This window comes from Martelella sp. NC20, from assembly GCF_013459645.1.
Lineage (GTDB): Bacteria > Pseudomonadota > Alphaproteobacteria > Rhizobiales > Rhizobiaceae > Martelella.
Map to the genome: position 1 here is coordinate 719520 of NZ_CP054861.1, position 20530 is coordinate 740049.

Sequence of the window (20530 nt, forward strand, 5' to 3'; positions counted from 1 at the left end):
TGCAAGAGGCCCCAGGATCGATCGCGACCCCGGGGTCCGCGCCTAGCGCATATAGATGCCGCCATTGACGTCGAAGCAGGCTCCGTTGACGAAGCCGGATTCCGGCCCCGCCATCAAAACGATGAGTTTCGCGACGAATTTCGGATCGCCCAGGTGCCCGACCGGGATACCGGCAAGGGCGGCGGGTAGCTTGTCGTCGGTCAGCACGGAGCGCACCATCGGCGTGTCGTGCGGACCGGGCGCGATGGCGTTGGTCGTCACGCCGAAAGCGGCGAGATCGCGGGCGAACACCTTCGTCAGGGTCAGGATGGCGCCCTTGGAGGCGGCATAATGCGCCCCGGTGGCCGTGCCGCCATTCTGCCCGGCGATGGAGGCGAGATTGATGATCCGCCCGTAGCCATTCTGCTTGAAGTGCCGACCGAACACCTGGCTTCCGGCGAAACAGCCGCCGGCATTTGTCGCGAGGATGCTGTTGAAGTCCGCGGGATCGATGTCGAGCAGCGGCTTCACCTCGGTGCGCGCGGCGTTGTTCACCAGAACATGCGCCTTGCCCCAGCGTTCGACGATCATCTCGAGCGCCGACTGGAAGTCGTCGGGCCGCGAGACATCTATTCTGACCGCCACGGCCGTCTGGCCGGTGCTGTCGAGCTCGGCCGCCAGTCCTTCGGCCGCCGTCAGGTCGACATCCGACACCACGACGCGAAAACCCGCCTCATGCAGGGCGCGGCAGATGTCCGCACCGAGCCCGTTGCCGCCGCCGGTGACCACGGCGGTCTGCGTTCCATCAACATCGAGCGCGGCCATCACGATGCGCCCTCGATGTGTGCGGTCGCCCGTAGGGCGCGGAAGAGTGCGTGCATGTCAGTCGTCCTTTCCGGTTATCTCATGCCACTGCGACAAGTAGCGTAATCGCGTTTCGAACCTGCGGCCTCAAGGATAGCCGGGCAAGCCCGGCTGATCGAGCATGACAGCGCCGGCCGCTGTCCAGGTTCCCATGCCCATGAAGGCATGCTGGCCGACGGCCGCGGCGTCCAGCATGCACCGGTTCAGCGTATGCCCGCGAATGATGGCGGGCGTGCCCCCGAGCTCGAAGGCGCGCCGCGATACATCCGCACCGGCCCGCGCCGCCTCGGTGGAGGCGAGGCGAAGATTGAGATGCACGTCGGGCGAAACCGGGTCGCCCACCAGGATCTGCTCCCAGGCCTTGTTGGTGACATCGTAAAAGAACGCACGCGCACCGGCGAGCGCGGCTTCCGCCTTGGCGAGATCTTGCTGCACATAAGGCTTGGCGCCGGCCGCTGGACCGCCGGTGATCGATTTGCGCCCCGCGCTTTCACGCAGGAAGTCGAGAGCCTCGCGCGCCGCGCCAAGCCCGACGACCGCAAGAACCTGGGCCGCAAGCGCCATTGCCGGGTATTGGAAGATCGGCTCGCTCCGCTCTGCCTTCGAACCCCGGATGAAAGTCCAGTCCGCCGATACCAGAACATCTTTCGCGACGATATCATGGCTACCGGTCGCACACAGCCCCACCGTATCCCAGACCTCATCGATCTCCACACTGTCGGCCGGCATGACCGCCATGCGCGGCAAGGGGCTGTCGTTGGAGTCATCGATGATGCCGCCGCCGATCAGATCTGCGCCCATGCAGCCCGAGGCGTACGGCCACCGGCCGTTGACCAGAAAGCCCTTGTCGGTCTTCTCGGCCTTTTGCGGAGGAAAGATCGATCCGGCAAAGGTCAGGTCGGGGTTCTGGCCGTAGAGGTGCTCGAACGTGTCCTTGGGGAGCGCGGCAAGATAGGTGGAGCTGACGCCGAAGCTGGCAACCCAGCCGGCTGACGCGTCGGCGCGCGACAGTTCCTCGATGAGATGCAGGAACTGGGCGGGCGTCAACTCATCGCCCCCGAGAGACTTGGGCACGAAGGCGCGATAAACGCCGATTTTCTTCAGCTTCCGGACGATATCGCCGGGAACATGCCGCAGCGTCTCGAACTCCTGCCGACGCGACCGGATCTCCTGCTTGAGGCTTTCCAGTTCGCTTTTTTCCTCGACCGCTTCAAGGACTTGGTCGCTCATGATCGTCTCCCTTTTCCGGGGCACTTCCGGCGAAAACCGGAATCGCACCATCTGTTTGTCTTTTCGCGCTTCAGGCGTCAGGCTTCCGGCTATCTGGCTCCCGGTTCGCGCTTACGAATTTGAGAATTCCACGGCTCAGCAGTTCGGCATCGCGCTCGTGCGCGCGCCGCGGCCAGCGATGGATGGAATTGAGCATGCCGATGATGGCGTTGGCGGCCATGTCCGGGTCGTCGACATCGAACTCACCACTTTCCTTGCCGCGCTTCAGCAGTTTGCGAAGCTTGTCTTCGACGTTCCGCTTGCGCTCGTTGACCTTTTCAAGTTCGTCGGCGGCGGCGAAGCTCTCGTGCGAATAGAACTCGCGCAGCAAATCAACTCTCGGGGCGTTGAGATCGATGAAGACCTGCGCGAAGTCCCCGAGCTGCTCGGTGGGGGAATCCGATGCCTTCATGGTTCTATCAAGCGCCTGATCGACCTCTCCGACGACAGCCTCGTAAGCCGCGATCTGCTCGCTTTTGGCGCGCACGAGGCTCGCCCAGGTCCCGTTCATGAACAGCAGCGGCTGCTCGTCCGGCATCACGGACACCGCTTCGACAAGCCCGACGAATAGTGTGTGCGTGGAAAACTCGATCGCCTGCGCCAGGCTGCATTCGAAGCTTGCGGCGCTGTCGGACAGCACCGGCGCCCCGCGCCCGGAGGTGCGCCAATTGCCATATGCAAAGCGCTCTTCGCCCTTGACCCCTTTGCCGCCGGCAAAGGCGCTGGCGATCTCATGCTGATCGCGCCGCAGGACATTGACCACGAAGCCCTTGCCGGCGGTGATCGCCGCATGGGAGGCGTTGGAGCGATTGACCGCGACACCGAGTTGCGGCGGCTCCGCGGTCAGCGACATCACCGCCGTCGCTGTCATGCCTGCCCGCGCCCCGGGCTCGCCCGCCGTGATCACATTCACCGCGGCAGCCAATTGCCGCATGCCCGTTCGGAAGTCGTCCTGCGAAACCGTCATGTCTACACTCCTCCGCGATCTCGCCAATTATAGGAATATTCACTCGAAATGTCGACTAATTTTTGACAAAAGCCGATTTCTCCGTCTCGAAGTCGGGCCCGAAAAAGGGCCGAAGCGGTCAGGATTGGCCGGTTACGGGCAAAAAGTTTCCTGCAGAAACAGCCAGCCCGGCCGCTTACCGTCGCCCCGGTCCACCAGCACCGCCGCCGCCCAGCGATCATTGGTTCCGGAGTCCTGAATCTGGCGCTCCTTGTAGCGGACAAGCGCGGTATTGCCGGCGATATGACGGATCTCCACGTCGCTGATCTCCATGACCAGCGTGGGCCGGCTGCCGCGCTGCTTGGGAAAGCCGCCGCGCATCGCCTCGATGCTCACGACATTGCCCGCCGCGCCAACCATCTGGTAGCCGGGCTCAAAGCACTGCAGGACGGTATCGGCATCCTCGGTGCCTTCCGCCCTGAACCAGGCCTGCAACTGCCGATGCAGCGCGTCCGGCTCCTTCTCCGCCATCGCCGTGAATGATGCTTGCTCTGAACCCGTCATTTTATTCTCCCTCGAAACCGGTTATCGGCGGTCATCCCAGCCTGATACCAGGCATATTCTTCTGGTCTTTTCGCGCCGGCCGTCTCAGTCGCCATTTGGTTGACACGTATCAAGAAAGTAGCATATTTAATGGAATATTCAAACGAATTTGACCCTACCAGACGGGTTCGAAGCGGTGGGCGCAGCAAAAAGCGCCTTGCTCACGGCCCTCCATATGATGTTTAAGACGTATTCAAATCGCGTTTGCGCGGCTTGGGACGACGCGATCGACAACATCACGGGACACTGGGGATGGAGAAGTCAGTTCAAATGAGCAAGACGACCGAGCCTAAGGTAAGCCTTGACCCGACGAAAGACGATTTCGATTATCAGACGTCGCCCTTTTACAATCTTGCCCGGGTCATCTCCCTTTATCACCAGCGCCTCGATGCAGCCCTCAAGCCGGTGGGCATGGACGTGGCCCGCTGGCGCATCCTGACCATTCTCGAGAAGCATGAACCCGCCACCGTTACCAGGCTGTCGACAGAGACGATGATCCGGATTTCCACCATCGCCAAGCTGGTTCAGCGCATGACGGCGGAGGGGCTTGTGGACACGAGGCCATCGACCGAGGATGCGCGCTCCACGGACGTATTCCTGACCGAGCTTGGCCGGGAGAAGATGGAAGTGGTTTTCCAGAAGGCCCGCGCGATCGCCATTCAGGCCTGCCACGATATCGAGACCGACGACCTGCACGCCGTAAACGTGATCACCCGGAAGATCTTCTCCAACCTCAATCCGTGAACGCGACCCCTGAACCCTGGCCGAACCGATTTTCGCCCCGACAGCGCCTCACCCGGACAGATGAGCCAAACAAGCGCTGCCGCATGCGGATCACGCGCATTGACAAACTACCATTTTCATGCGAATTTTCTCCTAAATAAGAAGATTGATCGCGGTCTGCGTACCCGATCACGAGAGGGGACTGATGGTGTGCGGAGCAATGCCCGGCGGGAGACCGGGCCATCCGATGTCGTGCCCGTTACGCCTTTGGCGTGACGTTCAGCGAACGATTCCGCCGATTTACGCCGACAATTAAGCACCGAAAATCTGCAACGAGAACAGTTCAGCGCCTCCCCTTGAACAGAAGAACGTTACAAAACTTTATATGTAAACGACTGAAAAGGAGACGTCACAGATGAAGCATATCGGAAAGCTTGCGGCCGCATCCGCCTTGTTCTTGATGCAGGCATCCAACGCGGTCTGGGCCGAGACCACGATGCGGTTCTCGATCTGGCTGCCGCCCACCCACCCGCTGGTGGCGGATGTTCTGGTTCCCTTCGCCGAGGATATCGAGAAGGTCACCGAGAACCGGGTGAAAGTCGAAATACTTCCCGCTCCGCTGGGCGCTCCTCCCGCGCATTACGATCTCGTGAAAAACGGCGTCGTCGATCTGGCGCAGGGCAACCAAGCCTATACGCCGGGCCGGTTCAAGACGATGGTCGTCGGCGAACTGCCATTCCTCGGCGATACCGCCGAAGCAACCTCGGTCGCCTACTGGCGCACCTGGGACGCCATGCTGAAAGATGCCGGCGAATATGACGACGTACACGTGCTGAGCGTCTTCACCCACGGCCCGGGCGGGGCCTTCTTCAAGAATCCGGACATCGACAGCGTCGACCAGATCAACGGCCTGAAGATGCGCGTCGGCGGCGGCGTTGCGCATGAGGTCGCCACCACGCTCGGCGCCGCGCCGGTCGAGGGACCGTCGTCCAAGGCATACGAGCTTCTGTCCCAGGGCGTGGCGGACGGCATCTTCTTCCCGCTGGAATCGGTGAAGTATTTCAATCTCGACAGCCTGCTGTCGAAGGGCCTTATGGTCCCCGGCGGTCTCTATAACACCTCCTTCTTCATGATCATGGGCAAGAACACCTGGGAAAGCCTCTCTGAAGAAGACAAGGCTGCCATCGACAAGATCAGCGGCGAAGCGCTGGCGCGCAAGGCGGGCCAGATGTGGGACCGGATCGATGGCGAAGCCCGAGAGGCAATGGCCGGCACCGTTGCAATCCAGCAGATCTCCGACGCGGATATGGCAGCGCTCAAGGAGAAACTCCAGCCGGTCATCGAAAAGGGCATCGAAGAAGTCTCCTCCACGGGGATCGACGGCCAAGCCGCTTATGAGATGATGAAGGCCGAAGTGGCCAAGGTATCGGCTGAATAGGCAATCGCCTGACAGGGGAGGCCCACGGACATGCGTTCCAAGCCACTGAAAATCGCCGTTCTGGGTCTCAGGATCTTTTGCGGCGTGATGCTGGTCTCCATGATGATGCTCACCATCGTGGATGTCGTGGGACGATACCTGATGAACCGCCCTCTGATCGGCGCAACCGAAATGACCGAACTGCTGCTGGCGGCCATCATCTTCGTGGGGCTGCCGGCAGCGAGCCTTGATGACGAGCACATCACCGTGGACTTCATCTCGGCCAGAACGCCGCTGTCCGTCGAACCGTTTCGACGGGCGCTGATCGCCGTCGTGTCGGCGGTGGTTCTGGGCGTGGTGTGCTGGCGGCTGTGGATCGTGGGCGACAATCTGTCCAGCTACGGCGCGGTGACCGACAGTCTGGATATCCCCGTCGCCCCGGTCGCCTACCTCACCTCGGTGCTGACCGGGATCGCCATGCTTATCACCTTGCTGGTCGGCTTTGCCCCGCCCCGGCGTTCAAAACACGTTCTAGACCAGGATAAGACCTTATGAGTAGCTGGGAAGTCGGCATCGCCCTGCTCTTTATCATGCTCGGGGCAGGCGTCCCGATCTCGTTCGCCCTCACGCTTGTCGGCACCATCGGCACAGCTTCGATCATTGGCTGGCAGGCCTCTTTTTCCCTTCTCGGGCAGACATTCTTCGACAACAGCCACGCCTACTCGCTGTCCATCCTTCCCCTCTTTCTGATGATGGGCAATTTCGTCGTGCAGTCCGGCGTCGCGAAGGAAATGTACGAGGCCGCCTATGCGTGGCTGCGTCATCGCCGCGGCGGACTGGCGCTTGCGACGATCGTGGCCTGCGGCGGCTTCTCCTCGGTCTGCGGATCGTCGCTTGCGACCGCGGCGACCATGTCCAAGATCGCCATGCCCTCGATGCGCCGGTTCGGCTATCCCGACACCCTCTCCACCGCCTCGATCGCGGCAGGCGGGACTCTGGGCATTCTGATTCCGCCCTCGGTCATCCTGGTCATCTACGGCATCATGACGCAGCAGGATATCGGCAAGCTGTTCATCGCGGGCATCATACCCGGCATCGTCGGCATCCTGGGATACGCGATCGCGGTAATCTATTCGGTGCGCCGGCGCGGCGTAAACCTGCCCGAGGAACCCAAGCTGCCACTGATGCGGCGTATCTATGCCTTGCGCGGCGTTTCCGGCGCGCTGCTGATCTTCACCTTCATCATGGGCGGCATCTATTTCGGCGTCTTCACCCCGACCGAAAGCGCCGGCATGGGCGCGGGAGGCGCGCTGCTGCTGCTGATCGCCAAGCGCCGGTTCAAGTGGCGGGAAACCCTCGACACGCTGTTCGACACCGCCAAGACCACGGCGATGATGTTCTTCATCCTGTTCGGCGCGCTGACCTTCGCCAATTACGTCAACCTGTCCGGCATGACGTCGGATATGCAGACACTGCTCGGCGCTTTCGGCGACAATCCCTACGTGACCATGATCCTGATCGTGATCATCTACATCGTGCTCGGGTGCATGCTCGAGGCGCTTTCGGTGATCACCCTCACGATTCCGATCTTCGTACCGATCGTCGCGGCCCAGGGCTTCGACCTGATCTGGTTCGGGATCTTCGTCGTGGTCGTTTCGGAAATCAGCTACATCACGCCGCCGGTCGGATTGAATGCCTTCGTGCTGCGCTCCGTCGTCCGCGACGTGTCGCTCGGCACGATCTTCAAGGGACTGGTGCCGTTTCTGGTTATCGACATCCTGCGGGTCGCCCTGTTGCTGATCTTCCCGGCGCTGGTGCTGTTCCTGCCGTCCCACATGTAGCCGCCCTCCCCGGTCGGCTCTCCAACGCACATGCACAAGGAGTGAAGCGCATATGATTATTACGGTTCTGGGTGGAGGAAACGGCTCTTTTGCCGCCGCGGCAGACCTCACGCTCGCCGGTCACGAGGTCCGCTTGTGGCGACGCGATGAGGAGCAGGTGTCCGCTCACCGCGCGGCGGGCGGCACGATCAAGCTCATCGAGGGCCGCAAAGAGGCCGTCGCGACGCTGCACACCATAACAAGCTCCATCGCCGAGGCGCTGGCCGGCGCCGAGCTTGTCCTCTGCCCCTTGCCGGCATTTGCGCAAGACTCGATCGCGCAACTGGCCGCGCCGCATCTGGAAGACGGTCAGGTGGTTTTTCTGCCGCCGGGCACTTTCGGCAGCTACGTTTTCGCCAAGGCGGTCAAGGACGCCGGCGGATCGACGGACGTCGCCTTTGCCGAGACCGGCACGCTGCCCTGGCTTGCGCGCAAGAAAAGCGCCTATGAGGTTCGTCTGTCGGGTCGCGGCGTGCGGCTGCCGACGGGCGTGTTCCCGCAATCCAAATCGGCCCATGCGCTGGAGGTGATCGGGCGCGCGTTTCCGGGCGCAATCGAGGATTGCGGCGATGCGCTTTCGGCAGCGCTGATGAATGCGGGACCGATCATCCACCCGCCTCTGATCGTGATGAACGCGGCGGCGATCGAGCATTTCGATACCTGGGACATCCATACCGAGGGCACCCAGCCGGCTGTGCGCCGGGTCACGGACGCGCTGGACCGGGAGCGCATCGTGGTGCGGGAAGCGTTCGGCTATGGCGCGCCACACTTCCCCCTCGCCAACCACTACAACAAGACCGGCGAGATGTGGATGTACGGCCGCGAAGATCATGACACCATCAGCGAAACCCGGGACTGGAACGAGAGCCTGGATCTGGCCACGCATCGCTACATGCTCGAGGATACGCGCATGGGCTTGTCGCTGCTGTCTTCGTTCGGCGCGCTGGCCGAGGTGGCGACGCCGCTCGTCAATGGCTTCATGGCCATCGGGGGCGCGATCGTCGGCGAGGATTTCATGAAGACCGGACGCAGCCGTTCGGCGCTGGGCCTCGATCATCTGGATCGTGACCAGCTCCGGAACCTGCTGGTCGAGGGCTTCAAATGAGCGAGAAGATCGCCTGCCTCGGCGCGGGCCGCATGGGGCGCGGCATCGCCGTCGTGTTCGCCTATGCCGGCCATCGCGTCGACATCATCGACTTCAAGGACCGCGACGCGGACGGCTTCGACCGTCTCGTCGCGGAAGTTCGCGACGAGATTGCCTCGACGCTGGCGATGCTGGCCCGGATCGGCCTGATGCAGGACCAGCATATCGACATGATCGCCAATCGCGTGCGGGTGGTGGCAAAGGGCGATGCCCAAATCGCCCTTGACGATTCCAGCGTCGTATTCGAGGGGCTTCCGGAGATACTCGACCTCAAGCGCGAGGCGTTCGCGCAGATCTCTGGCATGGCCGGGCCGGAAACCATTATCGCATCCACCACGTCGACCATTCTGGTCGACGACCTGTCGGGATCGGTGGTCCATCCGGAGCGTTTCTTGAACGCGCACTGGCTCAACCCTGCCTTCCTTGTGCCCTTGGTGGAAGTCTCGCCGGGCGCCAATACCGATGACGCGACCACCAAAAGGCTGATCGCGCTGCTCGAAAGCGTGGGCAAGGTGCCGGTGGTCTGCGCCGCGCGTCCCGGCTACATCGTGCCGCGAATCCAGACACTGGCGATGAACGAGGCCGCGCGCATGGTCGGCGAGGGTGTGGCCAGCGCCGAGGATATCGACAAGGCAATCATCCACGGTTTCGGCTTTCGCTTCGCGATCCTTGGCCTGCTGGAATTCATCGACTGGGGCGGCGGCGATATCCTGCACTATGCATCGCGCTATCTCGTCGGCGCGCTCGGTGACGAACGCTATGCCGCGCCTCCTATCATCGCCGAGAATATGGAAGCCGGCCGCATCGGCCTCAAATCCGGCGAGGGATTCTACAATTTCAAGGACATCGATCCCGAGGCTTACAGGGAAAAGCGCCTAGGGGATTTTGCCGCCGCACTCAGGAATATGGGACTGGCCCGCTCACCCGTACTCGACGGCTGAGAACGCGCGTCGCTCCATAAGCCAGCGCGGGAGGAGGCCCGCCCCTCCCCCGTGACGAAACAAGCTTCTTCCAATAATTTATTTTATATATATAACAATATCTCGGCGTATGGACCGGTCCTGTTGCGGTCCTGGCCGGGTAACGCTTGTTTTCCGGGGGGGCACGCCATTGGCACAGACAAATAATCCAAATCCGCTGGTCATCGTCGCCACGCTCGGGCTCTCGGCAGGGCTCGGCCCCGCCAGCATGACGCTCGTCACGCCCTCGCTGCCGGCCATTGAGACGGCGCTCGGGGTGTCTTCGTTTATGATCGCGCTCGCCCAGTCGGTGTTTCTGTTCGGCCTTGCGGTGCCGCAACTGGTGTTCGGCGCCTTTTCCGACCGTTTCGGCCATCGGCCTCCCCTGATCGTGGGCATGGTCCTGTTCGTGCTGGGAAGCCTGATCTGCATGGTGACGCCGAATTTCGCATGGCTGGTCGTGGGACGGATACTTCAGGCGATCGGAGCGTCGTCGGGCATGGTGACCTCGCGGGCGCTTGTGCGCGAACTCTACCCGACGGAGCGCGCCGCCGCCATGCTCGGTTACATGACGGTCGGCATCATGGTGATCCCGATGCTCGCGCCGGTGGCGGGAGGTTACATCCAGTCGAGCATCGGCTGGCGCGGCAACTTCGCGCTGCTGACTGCCATATCGTTACTGCTTGTGGTGACGGTGACCTCCATGGTGCCAAATGTCGTCTCCCGACGGCCGCCGCGGCCCCGTTCGACGGTCGAGATCTATGGCCGCCTGCTGCAGTCGAAAGCATTCCGCTATTTCACCTGGCAGGTCATCCTGCCGAGCTTTCTGGCGCAGACCTTCTTCGCAAGCGCGCCGTTCGTGCTCGAACAGCATTACCGCCTGAGCCCCAACTCCTACGGCGCGCTGTTCGCCATCCCGGCGATCGGGTTCATGATGGGAAATCTTACGTCCGGCCGGCTTGCCGAGCGGTTGGGCGTCAACAGGATGATGGGGCTTGGCACCGCCTTCACCTTCATTCTGTCGGTGCCGCTTGCCGCGATCTATCTGTCGGGATCGCTCTCGGTGTTCTGGTTGTTCCTTCTCATCGGCACACTGACCTTCGGGCACGGACTGGTGGTGCCAAGCGCGACCGCCAGCGCCACCAGCGCGCTTGACACCTCGTTCGGCAGCGCCGCCGGCATGCTGGGCTTCCTGCAGTTCGTCCTGTCGGGTCTTGGCGTGCTCGTGCTCGTGCCGGCCGCAAGTTTCGGACCGGCCTCGATCGTCGGGTCCTACGTGCTGGTGAGCGTAGCGACCTTCGGCATGTATCTGATACGTGCCGTCACGCGCGACACTTGAGACGATGACGCGCCGGGGAAGATCCAGTTGCCGCGATCTGACAGGCGACTGAACCTCCCCCGACGCGTTGAAAAGATCAGACCTTGGCGGCCTTCTCGCGGTCCCAGATTCCGTCAACAAGACCCTGATCGCGGAAGACGGTTTTCTTGATCTTGCCGTTTTCGGTGTGCGGCATCTCGTCGACGAAGCGGATGAAGCGCGGGACCGCGAACTTCGCAAGCCGCGTCTGGGCATAAGCGACTAGTTCTTCCGGCTCCAGTTCCTTGCCCGCCTTGACCTTGACCGCCACGGCGACCTCGTCCTCTCCCAGTTCCGAAGGCAGCGGAAACACCGCGCAGGTGTCGACCGCGGGATGCTTGTGCAGTTCCTGCTCGACTTCCCAGGAGGAGATGTTTTCTCCGCGACGGCGGATGGCATCCTTCATCCGGTCGATGAACTTGAAGCTGCCGTCCGGTTCGCGCAGCACCCGGTCGCCCGAGTGGAACCAGAAATTCCGCCACGCCTCGACGGTCTTGTCGGGCATGCCGAAATAGCCGGTGGCGAACGAATAGGGCTGGGTCGGCCTCAGCAGCAGTTCGCCGGCCTCACCGTCCGACACCTCGCTGTCATATTCGTCGACGATGATGGCCTCGGCGCCGCTGCTCAGATAACCCATACCGCCCGGGCGATCCGAAGGAATCCGGCTCCAGAACACGAAATTGGTCTCGGTAGAGGCGTAGCCGTCGACCAGCGGCACGTTGAAGCGCTCGCGGAAGGGTTCGTGCAGCGGACCGGGAACGCCGCCGCCAAGCGCCACGCGAATGCTGTGGCTTTTCTCTTCGGGACGCTCAGGCTGGGCCATAAGAATGGCCGCCATGGCGCCAAGCAGATAGGTAACGGTAGCCTTGCGATCCTTGCAGATCCGCCAGAAGCCGGACGCGGTGAACTTGGGCTCGAGCACATATTCGCAGCCATTGATCAGCGCCTGGTAGAAGCAGTTCAGCGCATTGGTGTGGAAGACCGGCAGCATGGTCATCAGCACGTCGCCTTCGCGCACGCCGAGTGCCTGGGCGGAATAGACGCCCCACCAGAACATCTGGGCCTGCGGGCAGCACACGCCCTTGGACGGGCCGGTCGTGCCGGAGGTGTAAAGAATGACGGCGGTGTCGCTGACCTTGATCGGCGGCGGCGTCATGTCCGCCACGGTTTCGGGCGCCGTGATCAACGCGTCGTCAGGCCCGTGAATGCCGTCCTTGCGGATCGTCCAGATCTGCGGCGGGACCGCCGTCCCCTTCTCAAGCCCCTCCAGAACGCCGAGATTGTCTTCCTCGATAACCAGGATCCTGGCGGTGGAATTGTTCATGACGCCTTCGAGCTGCGCGCCGCGAAACGCCGTATTGATCGGGGTGGCGATGGCTCCGAGCCACGCGCAGCCGAGATAGATCTGCATGAATTCGGGACGATTGTTGCAATGGATCGCAACCCGGTCCCCGGCGACGATGCCCGCTTCGGCAAGCCGTTGCGCCCAGCCGGCGGCAATGACCGGTGCCTCTTCATAGGTCCAGCGGGTATCGCCGAAGGTGAACAATATCCTGTCGCCGTATTTCTCCGCCTGACGCAGCAGCAAGGTCGAGAGAATTCGATCCGATGGCGGGAACGCGGCCAAGGCCCGATCATAGGCGCTATCCTGCGTCTGGACGGCATTTTCATGAGTTTTTGGCATAGTCGGATCCCGGAAAATTCAAGCGAAGCTGCAATTATTTTAGATGTATAATACTCTCATGCCGACGTCAAACCGAACATCACGCGCTCCCGCCCTTTGCCGCGCGAACGTTGCGCGGGGAACGGTACCGGCCCGGAACATCAAACCCGGCTCTGGGCGTTGATAACATTGGGTCCTGCGAAGGAAAATCGCGCGCCCCGCAAATTACCGTTGCGGGCGACAAAATTTCTTTATATATAAAATAATTACAGGTGGAGTTGGGGGAAGGCGGGCGGTTCCGATTGCCTGCAGCCCTCCACGGCCAAGACGGCCTCCAGAGCATTTCCGGTGAAAACCGGATCGCCAGAAATGCTCTTTATTTTGTTGTTCGCGCTTTCCGGACGGAAAACCGGTGTCCACTTTTACCGGAAGCGCTCTATAAACTGAGACTGTCATGCCGCGCATAGTCTGGCAGAGTTTCGTCGCTACGGAGATCGGGAAGATGACAGTGAAACCTGGCTGTAGGGCGGAAGACACATCTACAAACCGACATGAAGGCCGCCATGCCAACGCGTTCGGCGGCCCAGCCGGCAAAGGCCGCTCTCTCAACTGCACGCCCAACGTCTCGCTGCTCGGGCTTGGCGGGGCGCTTACAAGACAGATCGTCGAGAACGCGCACAAGCGCTGCCCGTTCTCCAACGCAACCAGGGGCAATGTCGATCTTGCCCTGAACCTCGTCTGAACCGCATTATGAAGCATTCCACAAGCAATCGACGCCCCTATGAAAACGTGGTGATCACCACGCCTGTGACGGTCCCCTATGAGCGGTTTTCCAACAAAACCGCCCATTGGTGGATCGGCCGGGCGGTGCGGGCGCTGCTGGACGATTCCGGCATCGACAAGGCCGATATCGACGGCTTCTGCCTGTCGAGTTTCACCCTCGGCTCCGATGCCGCGATCGGGCTGACCGAGCATCTGGGCCTGTCCGTCCGTTGGCTGGATCACATTCCGCTTGGCGGCGCCAGCGGCATCAGCGCCATCCGCCGCGCGGCAAGGGCGGTGGAGGCCCGTGACTGCGATGTCGTCGTCTGCGTTGCCGGCGACACCAACCACACCGACAGTTTCCGCCAGACCCTGTCGAACTTTTCGCGGTTCTCCCAGGACGCGGCCTACCCCTACGGCGCGGGCGGCGCCAATGCCAGCTTCGGCATGATCGCGCGCCACTACATGAAGACCTTCGGGGTCAAGCGCGAGGATCTCGGACAGATCGCCGTATCGCAGCGTCAGAACGCCCTGCGCAATCCCAATGCGCTGATGAAAAAGCCACTGACGCTCGACCAGTATATGAATGCGCGGCCCATCTCGGACCCGATCCATCTGTTCGACTGCGTGATGCCATGTGCCGGCGCGGAAGCGTTTCTGATCATGCGCGAGGAGACGGCGGCCGCGAGCGGGCTTGCGGGCGCGAAAATCCTCGGCACCATCGAGCGGCATAACGTGCGCACCGACGACGTGGTGCAGAGCCATGGCGGCTGGATCGCCGATATCGACGATCTCTATGCCATGGCCGGCCTGAAGCCGGATGACATGGACTTCTTGCAGACCTATGACGACTATCCCTTCATCGTGATGATGCAGTTTGAGGATCTCGGGTTCTGCAAGAAGGGCGAAGGCGCCGAATTCGTGCGCAGCCACGACCTTAAGATCGATGGCGATTTCCCCCACAACACCACCGGTGGCCAGCTTTCGTCGGGACAGGCGGGTGCGGGCGGCGCTTATATCGGATTGACCGAAGCCGTGCGGCAGGTGCTCGGCACCGCCGGACCGACGCAGGTCAAGGACGCCAGGGTCGGCCTCGCATCCGGTTTTGGCATGATCAACTACGCGAGGGGCCTGTCCTCGGGCGCGGTCATCCTCACGGGAGACAGGTAATGGTAGAGCCGCTCAAGCCACCGAAACGCAAGAACCCGCTCGCGCGGACCTGGCAGCAGGCCCTTCCGCCCGCAGCTCGCAGCCGCTCGGCGCAATTGCTGACCCAGGCGGCGGCCGAAGGCCGGTTCGCGCTGCAACGCTGCGCGGAATGCCAGAATTATGTCTATCCTCCTCGCGAGGTCTGCCCCAATTGCCTGTCGGTCGATCTGGCGCTGACCGATGCCCCCGATGGCGGCGTGATTGTCTCCGAAACCACCACCCACGTGACCTCGGACAGCTATTTCCGCGAGCGGATGCCCTGGCGGATCGGCATGGTGAAGCTTGACTGCGGCCCGATCGCCGTTGCGCACCTGCATGGCGACTGCCAGGATGGCGACCGCGTGCGAACGACATTGCAGCTCGACAAATCCGGGCAGGCCGTCTTTTTTGCGATACCGTCCGAACCCACCCCGAATATGGATCAAGACAGGCAGTGGTACGAAATGGTTGCGAAACCCCAATTCCGCCGCGTGCTGGTGACCAACGGCCGTTCCGCCATCGGTCAGGCCGTGGCAAACGCCCTGGCCGAGACCGGAGCGACCGTCTATGTCGGCATTGCCGAACCCTGGAAGCCCTTTCCCGGCGAAGAAAGGCTGCGCGCGGCCGAGCACAAGATCGTTCCGCTCGACGCCCCGGACGAGCGGTCGGTTCGCGAACTGGCGGCCGATATCGGCGGCAAGATCGATATTCTGGTCAATACGTCGGAATTCATCCGCCCGGGCGGTCTCCTGGACCGCAGCCGCACCACCGTCATCCGCGATGAGATGGAACAGCTCTATCTGGGCTTCGTCAACCTCGCCCAGGCCTTCGGCCCGGCCATGCTGGGGCGCGGCGCGGACCAGCTCAACAGCGCTGCCGCCTGGGTGAACATCTTCTCCGTTCATGCCCTCGCCAACTGGTCGGCATTCGGCACCCACTCCGCCGCGGAGGCAGCCTGCCTTTCGCTTTCGCATTGCCTGCGCGGCGAACTGCGCGGCGGCGGGGTGCGCGTGGTCAACCTGTTCACCGGGCCAACCGACACGGAATGGTTCCAGACCCTGCCCCCGCCGAAGGTCGCGCCCAAGGCGCTCGCCAGCGCCGTGATCACCGCTCTCAACAAGGGCGTCGAGGAGATGTTCGTAGGCGATGTCGCCAATGAGATCCGCCAAAACCTCGTCGACAACCCGAAGAGCGTTGAGCGCGAATTCACCAATCGGCACACCTGAGTGGAACATCGACAATGGCATTGACCGACCCGACCGAATTTGCAGTTGCGATCGCCTCCGGCGCCCTGCGGATCGTTGACCTCACCTTCACGCTGTCGCCGGACTTTCCCGTCATGGTGCTGCCGCCGGAACTCGGCCAAGCCGCGCCGGTGCGCATCCGCACCATTTCGCGTTACGACGATGCCGGTCCAGGCTGGTACTGGAACGAGATTTCGCTGAGCGAACATACCGGCACCCATTTCGACGCGCCGGTCCATTGGCATACCGGCAAGGACCTGCCCAATGGCTCCGTCGACACATTGCCGATCGAACATATGGTCGCTCCCGCCTGCGTGATCGACTGCTCGGCGGAAGCGGCAGCGGACGACGATTTCCTGCTGACCCGCGAGCATGTGCTCGCCTGGGAAGACCAGCACGGCAAGATCGAGCCGGGCCAATGGGTGCTGATGCGCACCGACTGGTCGAAGCGTAACTTCCAGGACTACGCCAATCTGAAGGAAGACGGCGCACATACCCCCGGCCCGGATGTCGATGTGATGAAATGGCTGGTGGAAGAGCGCGGCATTCTCGGCTTCGGCACCGAAACCATCGGAACAGACTCGGGACAGGCCACCCATCTCAACCCGCCGCTCCCGGCCCACCATTATCTGCATGGCGCGGGCCGGTACGGGCTGCAATGCCTGTGCAATCTCGACCAGCTGCCGCCAAGAGGCGCCATCGTCTTCGCCGCGCCCCTGAAGATTCTCAATGGCTCGGGAAGCCCGCTACGGGTTCTCGCGGTCACGCCCGGCCAATAGAGTGCGGCCGGGAAAGCCACTAAGCGTCACGGAGCGCGCCCCCTCTCCATCGTCATGCCGGCCTTGAGCCGGCATGACGATGGAGTTTGAGGAGGACTTGGTCAGCAAGTCGAGCATTTCCGGTTTTGACCGTAAAACGCTCTACGGCAAAAACTCCTGCGTCGTCAGGGGATAATGCGCATTGCCGCCGGTGAAGGGCGGGAACGCGACGAAATCGGCGCGCATTTCCTCGCGCACCGGCGAGTTCAGCGCGGCGACCAGATCCTCGGCGCTATCGAACACGACCTTGTTGCGTTGCATATGGTCGACCCTGGGCCATGGCAGGAAACCCAGCCAGTCCATTCGCGAGCACACTTCCGCTTCCCGAACGTTGGGAAATTTCGCCATGATCGGCGGATGTTCGCGCACATAGTGGTCGAGCCAGGCATTCAGATCCTCGGCGGGGCCGGGATAATGCACAAGATAGGTGCAGAACGGATCGGTCTCGGGCCGACCGCGCACCGGATCGGGCACCGCGAAGCGCCGCACGATCATGGCCTGCTGCTCAGCCTCGGCGGCGGCGAGATCGGGCAGGGTCTGCGGCAATGCCAGTTGCTGGAGGTGGCCGTCGCGCGCGACCGCGCTCTCCAGATGCGCGATTTCATCGAAATAGAGCTGCAGCGCCAGTTGGGGCGGCGCGTCGCCGCCGGGATAATGCTGCCCCGCGCTCTGGTCGGCGTGATACACAAGCCCACGCCTCAGATTTGGCGTGGAGCGCACGATAGCGCCAACCCTCTCCAGAGTTGCGCGATCCAATTCCCTGCCGGGATCGTTACGGTCGAAGAAAGACAGAAAGTAGGCAAAGCGCATCGATTTCTCCCGGCGGACCAAGTTGACAGGCCGCATGATGTGCGACACATATTGTTTTATTCCTAAAACATATCCCCGGTGAACCATGCGCGCAATAAGATATGACTCCTATGGCGACCCGGATGTGCTGGAGATGGCCGAGATTGCCGATCCCCGGCCGGGCCCCGGCGAGGTGCTGGTAGGCCTCAAGGCGGCGAGCGTCATTCCCGCCGACTGGAAAGTGCGCGCGGGCATGCTGCAGAGCATGCTCCCCATCAGCCTGCCGAAAATACCCGGTCGCGACGGCGCCGGTATCGTGCTCGAGCTCGGGGAAGGCGTGGACTACGCAAGCGTCGGCGATGCGGTGTGCGTTGTCGCGCAACATGCCGAAGACGGCACCTATGCCGAAAAGATCGTGCGCAATCAGGACACCATCGTCGCCATGCCCGAAACGCTGGAGTTCGGCGAGGCGGCATCGCTGATGCATGCGGGCATCTGCGCCTGGATATGCCTGGTGGAGACCGCGGATCTGCAAGCCGGCGCGCGCATTCTGGTGCATGCCGGCGCCGGTGCGACCGGAGGCCTCGCCATTCAGCTCGCCCATCATCTCGGGTGCCACGTGACGACCACCTGCCGCGCGGCGAATGCCGACTATGTCACCGCCATGGGCGCCGATGGCGTGGTTGCCTACGACAGGGAAGACTTTACCACGATCGAGGAGCCCTTCGACGTCGTCCTCGACCTGATCGGCGGCGAGGTGCACCGCCGTTCATACGAGGTTCTGAAGCGCGGCGGCCACATGGTGTGCCTGCGCGCCGAGCCTTTCGAAGACCAGTCCGAGCGCTACGGCGTCCGGCTCAGCATACCCCACATCCACGACAGCCAATATGCGCTTGAAGCGGTGGCGAAGCTGGCGCGCGAAGGCGTGTTTCGTCCGCAGGTGGCCCATCGCCTGCCCCTTGCGCAGGCAGACGAGGCGCACCGGATGATGGAGGCGGGCAAGGTGTCGCGCGGCCGCATCGTTCTCGACATCGCCTGACCGCTCCGGCCATTCCTCGGCGGGCAAATCACATCTTGTGGCTGGCTGACCCCTGCGCTTCATGAGCGCCCTTGTGTCAAAGAACGAGGAATAGCCCTGGGAAAAGTACGTCCGGTGAACCCGTGTTCACCGGACGTGCGCTGGATCATCGGGTTGTCGAAAAACCGGATTCCACTTTTTCGCCCGATGCTCTAGCTGTATTTGCCCGAAAGCAGCGCGCCCGCGTTCGGAACGCGGGCCTCGAGGCCGAGGCTCTTGAGCATCTGATGCGTTGTAGCAACCGATGCCGACAGAACCGGGATGCCGCACTCGTCCTCGACCTTCTGGATCGCGGCAAGGGATGGCATCTGCACGCAGGCGGACAGCACCAGCGCGTCGATGTTCTTCAGATTGACCTTCTTGTAGATGTCGAGAAGGTTGTCGGTGTTCTGTCTGGACACCTCGAGATTGTCCGGAATCTCGAGCGCGACATAGTCGCTGACCTCGATCTCCTCGCTCTCGATGTAGTCGGCCACCATCTGGGTGAGCGGCTTCATGTAGGGCGCAACGATCGAAATGCGCTTCGCCCCCATCAGGTGCAGCGCATCGACGAGCGCACCCGCCGAACTGACCACTGGCGCGGGATGCCCGTTGTCCACGGTCAGCTTGTGCAGGCGGGCCTGGCTTTCGCGGTGGTAGCCCTTGCCCATCGCCATGATGGCCACGAGGCAGGCATAACCCATCACGTCCACGGCGGCGTCGGACAGTTCCAGGGCGCACCTGTCACTGTCGCAGTCCATCGCCTTCAGTTCCTCGGCTGTCACCTTCTTCATGCGCATGCGCGATGAATGAAAGGAGAAGCGCTCCGGCAGTATCTGCTCGCGGGCGCGCAGCATTGCCGGGATCTCCCGTTCCATCGTCAGGTTCGACGACGGAACGATCTGGCCGATCTTGATGGTGTCGTTGAGGTTTTCCATGACGCTCAACCGATCCTGACGACGGGATTGCGCAGCACGCCGATGCCATCCACGCCGCACTCGATGACGTCGCCAGGCCACATCCATTCCTGCGGATCGCGGCCGGCGCCCACGCCGGACGGCGTGCCGGTGGCGATGATGTCGCCGGGCTCGAGCGTCATGCCGCTCGAAAGGTCGGAGATAAGGGTCGGAATGTCGAACAGCAGGTGCTTGGTGTTGGACCGCTGCTTTTCTTCGCCATTCTTCTTCAGCCAGAGATCGAGATTATGCGGGTCGGCAATATCGTCGGCCGTCACGATCATCGGTCCGAACGGGCAATAGGTGTCCTGCCCCTTGGAAAAGATCCACTGGCCGGCGCGACGGTTGTCGCGGGCGGAGACGTCGTTGATGACCGAATAGCCGAAGACATGGCTCATCGCATCGTCCTTGGCGATCCGCGTCGCGCGCTTGCCGATGATCACGGCCAGTTCGACTTCCCAGTCAAGCTGCTGAGTCATTGCGGCATTGTGCTGGATGGCCTCGCCGTCAGCGATCACCGCGGTCGGCGGCTTGGAGAAGACCACGGGCTGCTTGGGGAGGTCCTTCGACGTATCCAGCGACTTCGCCGATTCCGCGACATGTTCGACATAGTTGAGGCCGATGCCGAAGATGTTCTTGCGCGGGCGCGGGATCGGCGCCAGCAGCTTGACGTTCTCAAGCGGCACCGCGATCCCGGGCGGGCGGGCGCCGTCGGTCTCCTTCAGGGCGGACCGGAGCGCGGCCAGGGCGTCGGGGCCCTGGTCGATCAGTTCCAGCATCGAACCGGCGAAAAGTTCGCCGACCACCGCGCCGAGGCCTTCAACGTCGATGACGAGGCCATCCTGGACGACGCCCAGGCGGCCCTCCGCGGACACGTGTCCGCGATAGGTTACCAATTTCATAATTAAGTCC

At 62.4% G+C, this 20530-nt stretch carries 20 protein-coding genes; 12 read left to right on the plus strand and 8 right to left on the minus strand.

Features of this window, described 5'->3' with window-relative positions:
- Nucleotides 1–42: 42 nt before the first annotated feature.
- The 4 genes from HQ843_RS03490 to HQ843_RS03505 all read right to left on the minus strand — a co-directional run bounded on the left by HQ843_RS03490 (nt 43) and on the right by HQ843_RS03505 (nt 3622).
- Complete coding sequence (locus HQ843_RS03490) at nt 43–804, minus strand: SDR family NAD(P)-dependent oxidoreductase (protein ID WP_180899811.1); 762 nt, start codon at nt 802–804, stop codon at nt 43–45.
- A gap of 126 nt (nt 805–930) precedes the next feature.
- Nucleotides 931–2073: an acyl-CoA dehydrogenase family protein gene (locus tag HQ843_RS03495; RefSeq protein WP_180899810.1), complete on the minus strand. Its 1143-nt coding sequence runs from the start codon at nt 2071–2073 to the stop codon at nt 931–933.
- A 70-nt stretch (nt 2074–2143) separates the two neighbouring features.
- The gene (locus HQ843_RS03500) at nt 2144–3079 is read right to left on the minus strand and encodes a flavin reductase (RefSeq protein ID WP_180899809.1); all 936 of its coding nucleotides are present in this window, start codon (nt 3077–3079) and stop codon (nt 2144–2146) included.
- A gap of 132 nt (nt 3080–3211) precedes the next feature.
- A complete protein-coding gene (locus HQ843_RS03505) occupies nt 3212–3622 on the minus strand; it encodes a DUF4440 domain-containing protein (protein ID WP_180899808.1) in 411 nt (136 codons plus the stop codon).
- Between the two features lie 309 nt (nt 3623–3931).
- Between HQ843_RS03505 and HQ843_RS03510 the strand changes: the two genes are divergently transcribed.
- The 7 genes from HQ843_RS03510 (at nt 3932) to HQ843_RS03540 (ending at nt 11123) form a co-directional block, all read left to right on the plus strand.
- The gene (locus tag HQ843_RS03510) at nt 3932–4405 is read left to right on the plus strand and encodes a MarR family winged helix-turn-helix transcriptional regulator (RefSeq protein WP_180899807.1); all 474 of its coding nucleotides are present in this window, start codon (nt 3932–3934) and stop codon (nt 4403–4405) included.
- A gap of 394 nt (nt 4406–4799) precedes the next feature.
- Nucleotides 4800–5822 carry a TRAP transporter substrate-binding protein gene (locus tag HQ843_RS03515; protein ID WP_180899806.1) on the plus strand — a complete coding sequence of 341 codons (1023 nt, stop codon included), beginning with the start codon at nt 4800–4802 and terminating at the stop codon, nt 5820–5822.
- Nucleotides 5823–5852: 30 nt separating this feature from the next.
- Complete coding sequence (locus HQ843_RS03520; RefSeq protein ID WP_180899805.1) at nt 5853–6356, plus strand: TRAP transporter small permease; 504 nt, start codon at nt 5853–5855, stop codon at nt 6354–6356.
- Nucleotides 6353–7642, plus strand: a complete 1290-nt coding sequence (locus HQ843_RS03525) for a TRAP transporter large permease (RefSeq protein WP_180899804.1) — start codon at nt 6353–6355, stop codon at nt 7640–7642. The genes HQ843_RS03520 and HQ843_RS03525 overlap by 4 nt, the downstream gene beginning before the upstream one ends.
- 52 nt (nt 7643–7694) lie before the next feature.
- Nucleotides 7695–8786, plus strand: a complete 1092-nt coding sequence (locus tag HQ843_RS03530; protein ID WP_180899803.1) for an NAD/NADP-dependent octopine/nopaline dehydrogenase family protein — start codon at nt 7695–7697, stop codon at nt 8784–8786.
- Nucleotides 8783–9766: a 3-hydroxybutyryl-CoA dehydrogenase gene (locus HQ843_RS03535; RefSeq protein WP_180899802.1), complete on the plus strand. Its 984-nt coding sequence runs from the start codon at nt 8783–8785 to the stop codon at nt 9764–9766. The genes HQ843_RS03530 and HQ843_RS03535 overlap by 4 nt, the downstream gene beginning before the upstream one ends.
- Nucleotides 9767–9935: 169 nt before the next feature.
- Nucleotides 9936–11123, plus strand: a complete 1188-nt coding sequence (locus HQ843_RS03540; protein WP_180899801.1) for a multidrug effflux MFS transporter — start codon at nt 9936–9938, stop codon at nt 11121–11123.
- Between the two features lie 76 nt (nt 11124–11199).
- Here the strand turns inward: HQ843_RS03540 and HQ843_RS03545 are convergent, their stop codons facing one another.
- Nucleotides 11200–12825, minus strand: coding sequence for an ATP-dependent acyl-CoA ligase (locus tag HQ843_RS03545; protein WP_180899800.1), 1626 nt, complete (start codon nt 12823–12825; stop codon nt 11200–11202).
- A gap of 481 nt (nt 12826–13306) precedes the next feature.
- On the opposite strand from HQ843_RS03545, the gene HQ843_RS03550 reads away from it, so the two are divergent.
- From HQ843_RS03550 to HQ843_RS03565, 4 genes are read left to right on the plus strand one after another with little or no spacing between them, the layout of a single operon-like run.
- Nucleotides 13307–13546, plus strand: coding sequence for an OsmC family protein (locus HQ843_RS03550; RefSeq protein WP_180899799.1), 240 nt, complete (start codon nt 13307–13309; stop codon nt 13544–13546).
- An 8-nt stretch (nt 13547–13554) separates the two neighbouring features.
- Entirely contained in the window at nt 13555–14736 is a 1182-nt protein-coding gene (locus tag HQ843_RS03555; RefSeq protein WP_180903401.1) for a thiolase family protein, read from the plus strand.
- Nucleotides 14736–15980, plus strand: a complete 1245-nt coding sequence (locus HQ843_RS03560) for an SDR family NAD(P)-dependent oxidoreductase (protein ID WP_180899798.1) — start codon at nt 14736–14738, stop codon at nt 15978–15980. The genes HQ843_RS03555 and HQ843_RS03560 overlap by 1 nt, the downstream gene beginning before the upstream one ends.
- A 14-nt stretch (nt 15981–15994) precedes the next feature.
- On the plus strand, nt 15995–16777 hold the full coding sequence (locus HQ843_RS03565; protein ID WP_180899797.1) for a cyclase family protein: 783 nt from the start codon (nt 15995–15997) through the stop codon (nt 16775–16777).
- Between the two features lie 141 nt (nt 16778–16918).
- Here HQ843_RS03565 and HQ843_RS03570 read toward each other — a convergent pair whose 3' ends face one another.
- The gene (locus HQ843_RS03570; protein WP_180899796.1) at nt 16919–17626 is read right to left on the minus strand and encodes an EthD domain-containing protein; all 708 of its coding nucleotides are present in this window, start codon (nt 17624–17626) and stop codon (nt 16919–16921) included.
- Nucleotides 17627–17711: 85 nt separating this feature from the next.
- On the opposite strand from HQ843_RS03570, the gene HQ843_RS03575 reads away from it, so the two are divergent.
- The gene (locus HQ843_RS03575; protein WP_180899795.1) at nt 17712–18644 is read left to right on the plus strand and encodes an NADP-dependent oxidoreductase; all 933 of its coding nucleotides are present in this window, start codon (nt 17712–17714) and stop codon (nt 18642–18644) included.
- A gap of 191 nt (nt 18645–18835) precedes the next feature.
- Here the strand turns inward: HQ843_RS03575 and HQ843_RS03580 are convergent, their stop codons facing one another.
- Nucleotides 18836–19600 carry a maleate cis-trans isomerase family protein gene (locus HQ843_RS03580; RefSeq protein WP_305793953.1) on the minus strand — a complete coding sequence of 255 codons (765 nt, stop codon included), beginning with the start codon at nt 19598–19600 and terminating at the stop codon, nt 18836–18838.
- A gap of 5 nt (nt 19601–19605) precedes the next feature.
- Nucleotides 19606–20520 carry a fumarylacetoacetate hydrolase family protein gene (locus HQ843_RS03585; protein WP_180899794.1) on the minus strand — a complete coding sequence of 305 codons (915 nt, stop codon included), beginning with the start codon at nt 20518–20520 and terminating at the stop codon, nt 19606–19608.
- Nucleotides 20521–20530 lie beyond the last annotated feature (10 nt).